Consider the following 12,237-nt stretch of genomic DNA (forward strand, 5'->3'; position numbering starts at 1 on the left):
AGACGTTGAATGGCGCTTGATGTTCTGATCGTCGATGACGAAGCCGATATCCGGGAACTGGTCGCGGGTGTCCTCGAGGATGAAGGGTTCGAGACGCGCCTGGCGGCCAATAGTGACGAGACGTTGGAAGCGCTTGCCGCGCGGCGCCCGTCACTGGTGTTGCTGGACGTGTGGCTGCAAGGATCGAAGCTGGACGGGCTCGAACTGCTCGACATCATCAAGGAGCAAGACCCCAGCATTCCGGTGCTGATGATCTCGGGCCATGGCAATATCGATACGGCCGTCGCGGCGATCCGGCGCGGGGCGGTCGACTTCATTGAGAAGCCGTTTGAATCCGACCAGCTTCTTCACATCGTCAACCGGGCGACGGAAACCGAGCGCCTGCGCCGGGAAAATCAGGTGCTGCGCGCACGTTTCGGCCAGGAAGAGGAACTGACCGGCACCAGCAATGCGATCAACACGGTGCGTGCCACGATCAAGAAGGTCGCCGGCACCGGCAGCCGGGTGCTGATTACCGGCCCGGCCGGCGTCGGCAAGGAAGTGGCGGCGCGGATGCTCCATAATTGGTCGACCCGGGCGAGCGGTCCGTTCGTGATCGTCACGGCAGCGCGGATCGAGCCGGAGCGCGCCGAAGAAGCGCTGTTCGGCGTGGAGGGATCCGACGGGGTGATCCGGCCGGGCCTGCTGGAGCAGGCCCATGGCGGTACGCTGTTCCTCGACGAAATCGCCGACATGCCCCTCACCACGCAGGGCAAAATCCTGCGCGTGCTGACCGACCAGAGCTTTACGCGCATCGGCGGCCAGCGGCAGGTGAAGGTCGACATCCGGGTCATCTCATCCACTGCGCGCGACCTCAAGGAAGAGATTGCCGAGCGGCGGTTCCGTGAAGACCTCTATTACCGGCTCAATGTCGTGCCGCTTACCCTGCCACCTCTGGCAGAACGGCGGGATGACATTCCCGGGCTGGTCGAGCATTATCTGGCACGCTTTGCGGCTGAGCGCGGCATGGCCTCCCCGAACATGGCGCCCAATGCGATGGCCGCCCTGCAATCGGCTGATTGGCCGGGCAATGTCCGCCAGCTCCGCAATGTCGTGGAGCGCACCGTCATTCTGGCGCCGATGAATTCGGGCGGCGTCATCGAGCTGGAGATGCTGCCGGCGGAGGCCACTGGCGGCGGCGACGACAGCGGCATGTCCACCGCGATCATGGGCGCGCCGCTGCGGGAAGCGCGCGAGAATTTCGAGCGGGAGTATCTGCGCATCCAGATCAAGCGCTTTTCCGGCAACATTTCGCGGACCGCTGCGTTCATTGGCATGGAGCGCTCGGCCCTGCACCGCAAGCTGAAGTCGCTCGGGCTGGGAGATGAACGCGATAGTTGAACAGTGAAAACCTTTGTGCAGCGCAACAAGCCGGGGCTGGATTTCTCCCCGGGAATCACATAGCGTGCACCAGTCACCCCGCTCATGGGGCATATCGACGCTTTGACAGAGCGCGACGCGGACAGCGAGCCGCCAATAATGGAGTAGAAAATGGCCGAAAAACTCAATAACTTACAGGACATATTTCTCAACAGCCTTCGCAAGAGCAAGACCCCGGTGACCATGTTTCTGGTCAAGGGCGTCAAGCTTCAGGGCATCGTCACCTGGTTTGATAATTTCTCGGTCCTGCTTCGGCGCGACGGTCAAACCCAACTGGTATACAAGCACGCCATTTCCACGGTCATGCCTGCGCATCCGATGGATCTCGCCAAGATTGAATCCGCCTTCTCATCAAATGAGCGCAAGCCGAAGCTTTTGCAGGAAATTTTCCTATCGGCGGTCCATAAGTCCGGCGACCCGGTGACTATGTTTCTGGTCAACGGCGTGATGCTTCAGGGCGAGATCGCGGCTTATGACCTGTTCTGCATGTTGCTCCAGCGCGATGGTCTCGTGCAGCTCGTCTACAAGCATGCCATCTCGACCGTTCAGCCCACCCATCCGCTCGATCTCTCGGGCGAAAATGATGAAGATGAGGACTGAACAGATGGGGATGACCCATTAGTTTTCATCTCGATCAGGAAGAAGTGACGCGTGGGACGCGGGCCATCGTGGTCCACGCCGATCTCGGGCGACGCCAGCGGCGGGACGTCTCGGCCCGGCTGGAGGAAGCCAAAGGACTCGCGCTCGCCATCGGACTGGACGTGTGCGGGACCTCCGCGTTCCGCGTGCGGCAGTCCCGCCCGGCCACGCTGTTCGGCTCCGGACAGGTGGAAGAGATCGCCGCGCTTGCCGCGCGTGAGCAGGCCGAGCTTATCGTCGTCGACAATAACCTGACGCCTGTCCAGCAGAGCAATCTTGAGAAGAATTGCGCCGCCAAGGTCATCGACCGCACCGGCCTTATCCTGGAGATTTTCGGCGAGCGCGCCGCCACGGCCGAGGGACGGTTGCAGGTCGAGCTGGCGCATCTCGATTATCAGGCCGGCCGGCTCGTGCGCAGCTGGACCCATTTGGAGCGGCAGCGGGGCGGCTTTGGCTTTCTTGGCGGCCCCGGCGAAACACAGATCGAAGCCGACCGGCGGATGATCCGCGATCGCATGGCCCGCATCCGGCGCGAGCTTGAACAGGTCACGCGAACCCGCGGGCTTCATCGCGCCCGCCGCCAGCGCGCGCCCTGGCCGGTGATCGCGCTCGCCGGCTATACCAATGCTGGCAAATCGACCCTGTTCAACCGCCTGACCGGATCGGCTGTGGTCGCGCAGGACATGCTGTTCGCTACGCTCGATCCCACGATGCGGCAGATCAGCCTGCCGGGCATCGACAAGGCTATTCTCTCGGATACGGTGGGCTTCGTGTCGGACCTGCCGCACCAGCTCGTCGCAGCGTTCCGCGCCACCCTGGAAGAGGTGCTCTCCGCCGATCTCATCCTCCATGTGCGTGATATCGCGCATCCCGACAGCGACGCGCAGAAAGCCGATGTGCTGGACGTGCTGGCCGATCTGGGGGCCGTCGCCGGTGAGGATGACGAGGCGCCTGCGGACAGCGCCGTGCCGGTGCTGGAAGTCTGGAACAAGGTCGATCTTATCGACGATCCCGACCATCAGGCCGCGATCCGCAACCGGGCCGAGCATGAGCCCGATGTCGCCCTTGTTTCCGCGCTGACGGGCGAGGGGATCGAGGCGCTACGTCGGCGCCTTTCCGATATCCTCGGCAAGAGCCACCGGCGCTACGAGTTCGATCTGAGCGGACGTGAAGGCGCGGCGCTTGCCTGGCTTCATGCCCATGGCGAAGTGCTGTCCGAAACGGCAGAGGCCGATGGGGGCGAAGTCACCATCCACGTCTCTGTGCGGATGGAGCCGGCCGATTATGATCGCTTCGTGCGCCTGCACGGCGACCAGGCCGGACTGATCGCCTGAGGCTCGGCCTCAACGCTCGGCGCGCTTGACCTTCTGCCAGAGTGCTTCCTTAGCATCCAGAGACAAACCGGGAAATGCCTCGCCCGCATCGGCTTCCATGGCGCGGAACCGCCGCTCGAACTTCCCGCTCGCCCGGCGGAGCGCCGTCTCGGGATCGACATGATGATGCCGCGCGAGATTGACGACCGCAAACAACAGGTCGCCGATCTCGTCCTCTAACTCTGCCTGATCGGTGGCCTGTTCGACCTCCTCCAGCTCTTCCAGCACCTTGGCCCGCACATTTGCGATGTCGTCCCAATCAAACCCGACGCGCGCGGCACGGTTCTGGATTTTCTCCGCATGCGAGAGGGCGGGCAGGGAGAGGGCAACGCCTGACAAGGCCGAGCGGTCCTCCGAGGGCTTGCCGGCGCGCTCTGCGGCCTTGATCTCATCCCAACCGGGCGAGACCGACCCCGGCGCCGTAAAAACATGCGGATGGCGCCGCAACATCTTCTCGCAAATCGCGGAGATCACATCGGAAAGATCGAAGGCCTGTTGCTCCGAAGCCATCTGGCTGTGAAACACGACTTGGAACAGCAGATCGCCCAGCTCATCCTTGAGCGCCGCCATATCGCCGGACTCGATGGCGTCGGCGACCTCATAGGCCTCCTCGATCGTGTAAGGCGCGATGGTGGCGAAGGTCTGGGCGACATCCCACGGGCAGCCATCATCCGGATTGCGAAGCCGCGCCATGATGTCCTGAAGCGGTGCGATGTCTGCGGGTGTGTTGCTCAATGAAGGTTCCGTCACGATAGGAAAGCTCGCAAGACGGTAGACAGGTCGATGTCCAAACTCCAGCGTCGACGGGACAGAGCCGCCATCGGGCAGGGAGCCACCTTAAAAGTGGACCCGAATTTTCTTTTTTTATGAATGCGCTGAGGAATTCCGGGTAACGACGCTCATAGAAAACAGAACAAATGGACCTCTCACGGAGATGGCATAGGTGCAGGATAAATCCGTGCCTGTTTTGGATGACGAACGTGTGTCGCTGCACCGGCGCGCTTTGTATCGCTATTTCAGCAAACGGGTGCCCATCGGCGAGGTCGAGGATCTCGTGCAGGAAGTCCTGGCCAATCTGCATAGCCGCCAGAAAAGCGCGGAAATCGAGAATGTGCAGGGCTATCTCTTCACCATCGCCTCCCATGTGCTGGCGCGGCGGCACCACAAAAATGCCCAGTTGCGCTATGCCGACGAAGAGGTGCCGGATCAGATCGATCCCTTCTCACCAGAACGCATCCTGATCGGGCAGCAAAGCCTCACCGCCGCTCTGGAGGTGATCCGCACGCTGCCTCCGCGCACCCAGCAGGTGTTCGTCCTTCATCGCTTCGAGGAGATGACCTACGCCCGGATCGCGGCGCATCTGGGCATCTCGGCGAGCGCGGTCGAAAAGCACATCATGCAGGCTTTGAAAGCGTTGCACGACAATGCCAGGGGGACGGAATGAAGTTTCTGCCTCGCCTCGTGCGACCCGCCGACCGGCCGACGCCCGTGGATGCCCCCGGATGGGTCGCCCGTGTGCGCTCGGGCACATTGCCTCCGCAAGAGGTTCGCCAGTTCGAGCGCTGGCTTGCCGAACGCGATGAGAACCGCCGCGACTATGACGCACTGGTCGCCCAGTTTCTCGAGCTCGACCGCCTCCGCTCCCACCCGGAAATCATGGCTTTGCGCGAGGAGGCGCGCCAGGCGCCGCGGGGCAAACGCCGGCTCGCCATCGCGGCGGCTCTCGGCCTGCTGCTCACTGGTGCCGTGACAGCCGTCGTTGCGCTCGATCTGCTGCCCACCAGCAGCGAGCAGCGAGCGTCCGTCGTCACAGCCTATTACGAAACGCCGGAGGGCAAGACGTCGGCGATCGTCCTGCCCGATGGCAGCAAGGTCTTCCTCGATGCGAGCAGCGCGCTCAAGGCGAGCATGGGCGAGACGACCCGGCGCATCGAGTTGCTGAGCGGCCGCGCCAATTTCGCGGTGGCGAAAGACCGCGAGCGGCCCTTCGTCGTGATGGCCGGTGGTGAGCGGATCAAGGCGCTCGGCACCCAGTTCGACGTCAATCTCGTCGAGCGCAGTGTCGAACTGACGCTCATGGAGGGCCATGTCGTCGTGCAGGGCCTCAAGACCAAATCGGACACGGCGTCGACCGTCTTCATGCGCCCCGGCTACCGCCTCGTCGCGGGGGACGGCAATTGGACACTCGCCCCGGTCGATCTGCGCAACGTCTCGCGCTGGCGGGAGGGTGTCCTGATTTTCGACGAAGCCCGGCTCGGCGACATCGTGGCCGAGATGAACCGCTATCTGCCGGCCAAGATCCTCATCGGCACGCCCGCAATTGCCGAGCGGCGGATGAGTGCCGTTCTCCGCGCCGGCGACGTCTCGACATTTCTTTCAGCCATCGATGCCATGGGCGTGGCCCGGTGGACGCGGGTTTCCGACGGGGAATATCGGTTGCTGGACATCGCCCGCGAAAGAAATCTGAACGCACGACTGAGGTAAATCGCGCGAACCGCCTCATCAGGTAGAGAAGTCTAAAAACAGGTGAGGGGATTTTCATGTTCATGTCTGGTTTCAACACGCGCGGCGCCTTGATGCTCGGCGCGGCGGCGACCGCGCTGGTCGCTTCGGCGGCGCAGGCCAAGCCGGTCGATTTCGATATTCCATCGCAGCCTCTGCCATCAGCCCTGCGGACGTTCGGGCTGCAGAGCGGCACGTCGATCGTCTTTTCCGCATCATCCACGGGCTACGGCCCGTCGGTGCCAATCAAGGGGCAGTATGAGCCCAAGGAAGCGCTGGCCCGGCTGCTGGGAAGCGCGCCACTGCAGCCGCTGGAGCGCGGCAGCGGCTTTACCGTCGTGCGCATGGAGCCGCGGCCTGCCGCCGCCATGGCCGCACCAGCGCCCGCCGCGCCTGCGCCGCAAGCCATGGCTCAGGCTGAGCCGGCGCCGGAGGCCGAGGAGGGCGATGCGATTGTCGTCACGGGCTCACGGATCGCCCGTTCCGGCTTCACCGCGCCGACGCCTGTCACGCAGCTCGGCAGCGAGCGTCTGGCGAATACCTCGGCGGCCAGCGTCGGTGAGGCGCTTGCCCAGCTTCCGGCCTTTCGCGCCACCACTTCGCCAACCACGTCCGGCGTGACCATCGGCGCCGGTGGTGCCCGCACGGTCGATCTTCGCGGTCTGGGCGCGCAGCGCTCGCTGGTTTTGGTCGACGGGCGCCGGTTCGTGCCCAGCACGATTGCCGGCGCTGTCGACACCAATCTCATTCCCGGCATCCTCATCAATCGCGTCGAGCTCGTGACGGGCGGTGCCTCGGCGGCCTATGGCTCGGATGCCGTCGCCGGCGTCGTGAACTTCATCCTCGACAAGAAGCTGCAGGGCTTCCGGGTCAATGTGCAGGCTGGCATCTCCGAGCGAGGGGAGGATAGTGATCAGCTGATCGCCGCCGCAGCGGGCACCAGCTTTGCCGGTGGACGGGGCCACGTCATCATTGGCGGCGAGTATAACAACAATCGCGGCATGGGCGGCTGCTACAGCTATGATCTGTGTGCGCAGGAATGGCAGGTTCTGACCAACACCGCCTACCGGACCAACGGTCAAGCAGCGCGGATCATCAGCCCGAACGTCCATACGGCGACACAGACCTACGCCGGCAAGATCAACGCCCCGACCGCGCTCGCGACGATCCAGTTCGACGATGCAGGCAACCCCGTTCCATTCGTGCGCGGCCAGTATGCGACGCTGTTCATGCAGGGCGGGAGCGGGGAAGGGCAGAACGCCTTCCGGTCCGCTGGCGTTCTGAAAGTGCCTGTGGAGCGCTATGCCCTCTACGGACGCACCGAATATGAGCTGGGCGCGGTGACACCGTTCATCGATGTGTCCTATGGCCGGGTGCGCGTCATTACGCCGGGCGCGCAGACCCGCGATACCAATCTGACCATCAATCGCGACAACCCCTATCTGCCGCGGTCGATCGTCAACCAGATGACCACGCTTGGCGCGCAGACGCTCACCTTCGGGCGCGTCGGGCAGGACCTCGGCGTAGCGGTCGGAGACAATGTCACCAAGACCTTCCGCATCGTCGGCGGTTTCGATGCCGATCTGGGCAATGGCTGGAAGGCGGACGCCTATTATCAATTCGGCCAGACCGACGCGAGCCAGATCGTCGAGAACAACCGCATCACCGCCAACTTCACGCGGGCGCTGGATGCCGTGGACGAAGGCCGGTTCCGCACCGGCGTAGACAATGGCAATATCGTGTGCCGTGCGACCCTCAGCCCAAATGCTGCGGTCCGCGCCGCCGCGACGGGCTGTCAGCCGCTCAACCTGTTCGGCCAGTATCGCTTCTCGGAGGCGGCGCGCGCCTACAGCTTCGGCACTTCCGAGCAGCGCACGCGCTTTCAGCAGCATGTGGTCGCCGCCAACCTGCGGGGCGATCTGTTCGACTTCGGCTCCGGGCCCGTCTCCATCGCGGTGGGCGGCGAGTATCGCGGCGAGCGTGTGAGCGGCACGGCAGACCCGATCTCGCTGACTAACGGCTTCTACATCGCGAACGCTTCTTCCTTCGGGCCGGAAACGATCAACATCGTGGAAGGCTATGCGGAAACCGTCGTGCCGCTGCTCCGCGACCTGCCGGGCATGAAACTGCTCGAGTTCAACGGCGCGATCCGCCGCACGAATTACAGCACCAGCGGTTCTGTGACGACCTGGAAGCTCGGCGGCATATACGAGCCGGTCGAGGGCGTGCGCTTCCGTGGCACACGGTCGCGCGACATCCGCGCGCCCAACGCCGCCGAACTCTACACGCCGCTGGTCGCCTCCCAAGGCTCCATCTTCGACATATCGAACAGCAGTCAGGTGCTTGCCCGCGTGTTCCGTGGCGGCAACCAGGCACTGCGGCCGGAAATTGCGGACACCACCACCGCCGGCGTCGTGCTTCAGCCGCGGATGATCCCGGGGCTGCGCTTCTCCGCGGATTATTACGATATCAAGATCCGCGACGCGATCGACCTCGTCGGCGCGCAGGTCATCACGGATCGCTGTAACGCGGGCGGGGCCAGCTATTGCGCGCTGATCACGCGCGACACCGGCCCGAGCGGCCTGATCACGGACGTGGTGGACCAGTATCTCAACGTCAACCAGATCAAGACGCGCAGCATCGACTTCGAGCTGGATTTCTCGAAGCGCTTCGGGGCCGATAACCGCGTCGCCATCAACCTGCTGGCGACCCGCGTGTTCGATCTCATCCAGGTCGATGCCACGGGCTCTCTGGACCGTGCCGGGCAGACCGGCCGTCAGGTCGGCGGCCCGATCGGCGTGCCGAAATATACGCTGGATGGCACCTTCACCTTCGAGAAGGGACCGTTCGGTGCCACGGTGCAGGGGCACTACATCCCCAAGGGCAGCTACGATGCGAGCCTGATCGGGCCGGACGATCCCAATTACAGCAACACCCTGGCCAACAGCATCGACAATAATGTCGTGGACGACATGCTGACCTTCAATCTCTCGCTGCGCTACACCATCGGTGGGGCAGGGGATTCCACGATGCAGATCTATGCCGCGATCAATAATCTGTTCGATACGGACCCGCCCATCGCGCCGGGCAACTCGGTGACCAACCCTGTTTTCTTTGACCAAACCGGCCGCAGCTACCGCGCCGGCGTGCGTCTGAAATTTTAAGAGGAGAGAAAGAGATGACCCTGGAACGCAGAGATATTCTGACCGGCGCGGCGGGCCTCGGCCTTGCTGCTATGGCCGGCAGTGCCGGCGCACAGCGACGCGGCGGCGCGAAAGTGCCTGTCATCGACGTTCACACCCACAATTTCACCCCGCGCTGGGTGGAAATGCTGCGCAAGCACCCGGACGCGGACACGAGCCTCCTCCCGACCAAGCCGGACGAAACGATCTCCTATCGTGGCGCGCCGATCGTGCGGCTGGCGCCGGATATGACCGACCTCGACATGCGCATTGCCGCCATGGACAAGGCCGGGGTCGATATCGCGATCATCAGCCTTACGGCGCCGAACGTGTTCTGGAGCACGCGCGAGGTTGCGATCCAGACCGCGCGCGAGGTGAATGACGACTTCGCGGCGGCGGAGAAGAAATATCCCGGCCGCATCAAATGGATGGCCTCGCTGCCCTGGCAATATCCCGACGCCGCCATCGAGGAACTCGCCCGCGTGCGCGGCATGGGCGCCGCTGGCCTCTGCCTGCTCACCAACATGGTCGGCATGCTGCCGGACGACGAGCATTTCCATCCGGTCTGGAAGGCGGTGGAGGAATCCGGCCTGCCGGCGTTCATTCACCCGACGGTGCCGATGGTCGACATCAAGAAGTGGGGCGTGGAATCTTTCGGCCTCGCCAACACCATCGGCTTCACCAGCGACACTGCGCTGGTGTATGCGCGCTTCATCCTCACAGGCTTCATGGACAAGTTCGAAGGGTTGAAGCTGATCGCCTGCCACGGCGGCGGCACGCTGCCCTACCTCATCGCGCGGATGGACAAGATGTGGGAGAACACCACCAGCCGCCGGCTCGTCAACAAGCCGCCAAGCGCCTATTTTCGCAAGTTCTGGTATGACGCGATCGTCTACGACCAGCCCACGCTCGAATTTCTTGTGAAGCAAGTCGGCGAGGACAGGGTGCTCTACGGCTCGGACTATCCCTTCTCCATCCAGGACATGGTCGGCGTGAAGGCAAGGGTCAGCGCGCTGCCGCCGGTGCAGCGGGACAAGATCCTGGGCACCAACGCGCAGCAGCTTTTCAAGATCTGAGCCACTGCGGCGAAAGCAAAAGCGGGGCAGGCCGCACCACTGGTTGGTGCGGCCTGTTTCTTTTGAGTTGAGGCGGGCCGGCCTGGCGGCCCCATATCGGCAACCTTGCTGAGCTTGTTCGTTCTGCTGACATTATACACGCGCTACGGCGCACGGATGGCGTAGGCAGCGAATGCCCACAAGCTGGCGATGGAAGGAGTCCGACATGGCGCATGATCATCACGGTGGTGGGCACGCCCATGATCATACCGCCGGAGCCAGCGCCCGGATGCTGGTCCTGGCTCTCATCCTCACCTCGATCTATCTCGTCGCGGAGGTGGTGGGCGCGTTCGTCTTCAACAGCCTCGCCCTGCTGTCCGACGCAGCGCACATGTTGACGGACTTGGCAGCTCTGGGGATCGCGCTGCTAGCCATCCGCATCGGCCGCAGGCCCGCCGATGACAAGCGGACGTTCGGCTATCGAAGGTTCGAAATTCTGGCGGCCGCCTTCAACGCGGTTCTACTCTTCATGATCGCAATCTATGTCTTCATCGAAGCGATCTCGCGCTTCAACGCGCCGCAGGAGACGCAATCCCTGGGCATGATGATCGTGGCGGCGATCGGGCTGGTGGTTAACCTCGTCTCGATGCGGCTGCTCTCGGCCGGCAAGGACAAGAGCCTCAACGTGAAAGGGGCTTATCTGGAGGTATGGGCCGACATGATCGGCTCGATCGGGGTGATCGCGGGTGCCATTGCCATTCGCCTCACCGGGGCGACATGGATTGACCCCGCCGTGGCGATCGCGATCGGCCTGTGGGTCTTGCCGCGGACCTGGGTCCTCCTGCGCGATACAACCAACATCCTACTGGAAGGCACGCCCCAAGGGCTCGATCTGGGCGAGGTGCGCCGCGTTATCGCTCATGTGCCCGGTGTCGCCGGTGTCCATGATCTCCATGTCTGGTCGATGTCGAACGATGACATCAGCTGTACCTGTCATGTCACCCTGAGCGGGGAGGGGCGGCCCGATGCCGTCCGCATGGCGGTAACAAACGTCATAGCATCGCGCTTCGCCATTCACCATGTGACGGTGCAGACCGAAGCGCCCGATCTCGCCTGCGCGGAAGAGCATCGGCACGGATGAGAATGCGACGCCCCCGACCCGTCAAAACATCTCCTGATCAAAGACTTTCCTGATCGAGCTCAAAACTCTCTTTTGAATATCATCTGAGCTTTTCTTGCTGCAGACGAACGTAATCCAGAAGGTCGTTTCGTCATGAGATAATTTCACGATGTCGCCATTCTCAACGGCGGAGCGAGCATGATGATCGAGCAGGAAGGTCTTGGCGCCCCTTTCAATAGCTTCCGCAATAATCTGGTCTGAAAAAACCTGAGACTGGATTATGTTGTGATTAAATTCGCGGGATTGAATTTCCTTGATGCAAATCTCGTTGACCCCATGATTGGAACTCGGAGTCACGTAAGGCAAATCGTCGATGTTTATTTTTCCATCCACGGACATTTCATAAATGTTTGCAGGAACATAGACCGAGGCCAGAGACTTTTTGAGATAATGAAAATTCACTTGATCATTCTGCTGCACATATAATCGCGCGATGCAGAATGCACTGTGATTTGTAGAGAGACGATTCACGATCTCCGTTGTCGATTCAAGGATCGTCAACCGCAATTTGCTCGGATAAACGGCTTCATTTATAATTTTTATTTTAGGCTTCACGAATGTTTCGAAGAAATAAGGCCTCGTTATAAACTCCAGATCCTCTTCGATACCTGCGTTCAATTTTGGCGACTGAATTTGCTTTTTAAGCTGAAGGGTTTCGTTCGCGAGTTTCAGCGTGCGCTGACCGCCGCTCGTGAGCTCCGGCGATTTTCCAGCGGCGCGGTCGAAGAGGGCCGCCCCGCACGCGCGCTCCAGAGCTTTTATCTGCTTGCTGACGGAGGCTTCACTGATGTCGAGCTTATCCGCAGCCCGGCGGAATCCGCCAGCCTCCACCACCGCCAGAAAAATCTCGAGTTGTCTCGTCGTCGCCATACCCCACCGTGCCGATA

10 protein-coding genes are annotated in these 12,237 nt (G+C 62.3%); 8 read left to right on the forward strand and 2 right to left on the reverse strand.

What is annotated here, in order from left to right:
• Positions 1–9: 9 nt before the first annotated feature.
• The 3 genes from M2337_RS11370 (at position 10) to hflX (ending at position 3,392) form a co-directional block, all read left to right on the forward strand.
• Positions 10–1,380, forward strand: a complete 1,371-nt coding sequence (locus M2337_RS11370) for a sigma-54-dependent transcriptional regulator (protein WP_264570319.1) — start codon at positions 10–12, stop codon at positions 1,378–1,380.
• Between the two features lie 150 nt (positions 1,381–1,530).
• Positions 1,531–2,019, forward strand: coding sequence for an RNA chaperone Hfq (gene hfq, locus M2337_RS11375; protein ID WP_264570320.1), 489 nt, complete (start codon positions 1,531–1,533; stop codon positions 2,017–2,019).
• A 44-nt stretch (positions 2,020–2,063) separates the two neighbouring features.
• Positions 2,064–3,392 (forward strand): GTPase HflX, encoded by a 1,329-nt coding sequence (gene hflX / locus M2337_RS11380; RefSeq protein WP_264570321.1) that lies wholly within the window; start codon positions 2,064–2,066, stop codon positions 3,390–3,392.
• A gap of 9 nt (positions 3,393–3,401) precedes the next feature.
• On the opposite strand, the gene mazG is transcribed toward hflX, so the two are convergent.
• Complete coding sequence (mazG, locus tag M2337_RS11385; protein ID WP_264570322.1) at positions 3,402–4,166, reverse strand: nucleoside triphosphate pyrophosphohydrolase; 765 nt, start codon at positions 4,164–4,166, stop codon at positions 3,402–3,404.
• A gap of 223 nt (positions 4,167–4,389) precedes the next feature.
• Between mazG and M2337_RS11390 the strand changes: the two genes are divergently transcribed.
• The 5 genes from M2337_RS11390 (at position 4,390) to M2337_RS11410 (ending at position 11,311) form a co-directional block, all read left to right on the forward strand.
• Positions 4,390–4,875: an RNA polymerase sigma factor gene (locus M2337_RS11390; RefSeq protein WP_264570323.1), complete on the forward strand. Its 486-nt coding sequence runs from the start codon at positions 4,390–4,392 to the stop codon at positions 4,873–4,875.
• A complete protein-coding gene (locus tag M2337_RS11395) occupies positions 4,872–5,915 on the forward strand; it encodes a FecR family protein (protein WP_264570324.1) in 1,044 nt (347 codons plus the stop codon). Before M2337_RS11390 ends, M2337_RS11395 begins: the two co-directional genes overlap by 4 nt.
• Before the next feature lie 56 nt (positions 5,916–5,971).
• Positions 5,972–9,097: a TonB-dependent receptor domain-containing protein gene (locus M2337_RS11400; RefSeq protein WP_264570325.1), complete on the forward strand. Its 3,126-nt coding sequence runs from the start codon at positions 5,972–5,974 to the stop codon at positions 9,095–9,097.
• A gap of 14 nt (positions 9,098–9,111) precedes the next feature.
• Positions 9,112–10,191 (forward strand): amidohydrolase family protein, encoded by a 1,080-nt coding sequence (locus M2337_RS11405; RefSeq protein WP_264570326.1) that lies wholly within the window; start codon positions 9,112–9,114, stop codon positions 10,189–10,191.
• A 205-nt stretch (positions 10,192–10,396) separates the two neighbouring features.
• Positions 10,397–11,311 carry a cation diffusion facilitator family transporter gene (locus M2337_RS11410; RefSeq protein ID WP_264570327.1) on the forward strand — a complete coding sequence of 305 codons (915 nt, stop codon included), beginning with the start codon at positions 10,397–10,399 and terminating at the stop codon, positions 11,309–11,311.
• Between the two features lie 21 nt (positions 11,312–11,332).
• Here M2337_RS11410 and M2337_RS11415 read toward each other — a convergent pair whose 3' ends face one another.
• Entirely contained in the window at positions 11,333–12,220 is an 888-nt protein-coding gene (locus M2337_RS11415; RefSeq protein WP_264570328.1) for a LysR family transcriptional regulator, read from the reverse strand.
• Positions 12,221–12,237: the final 17 nt, after the last annotated feature.

The sequence above is a fragment of the Sphingobium sp. B2D3A genome (assembly GCF_025961795.1).
Lineage (GTDB): Bacteria > Pseudomonadota > Alphaproteobacteria > Sphingomonadales > Sphingomonadaceae > Sphingobium.

What these genes read in the sequence shown, in the direction of transcription:
- hfq (WP_264570320.1), top strand. Translation starts at nt 1,531, where the DNA reads ATGGCCGAAAAACTCAATAACTTACAGGACATATTTCTCAACAGCCTT.
- M2337_RS11395 (WP_264570324.1), top strand. Translation starts at nt 4,872, where the DNA reads ATGAAGTTTCTGCCTCGCCTCGTGCGACCCGCCGACCGGCCGACGCCC.
- M2337_RS11410 (WP_264570327.1), top strand. Translation starts at nt 10,397, where the DNA reads ATGGCGCATGATCATCACGGTGGTGGGCACGCCCATGATCATACCGCC.
- M2337_RS11400 (WP_264570325.1), top strand. Translation starts at nt 5,972, where the DNA reads ATGTTCATGTCTGGTTTCAACACGCGCGGCGCCTTGATGCTCGGCGCG.
- M2337_RS11405 (WP_264570326.1), top strand. Translation starts at nt 9,112, where the DNA reads ATGACCCTGGAACGCAGAGATATTCTGACCGGCGCGGCGGGCCTCGGC.
- M2337_RS11415 (WP_264570328.1), bottom strand. Translation starts at nt 12,220, where the DNA reads ATGGCGACGACGAGACAACTCGAGATTTTTCTGGCGGTGGTGGAGGCT.
- M2337_RS11370 (WP_264570319.1), top strand. Translation starts at nt 10, where the DNA reads ATGGCGCTTGATGTTCTGATCGTCGATGACGAAGCCGATATCCGGGAA.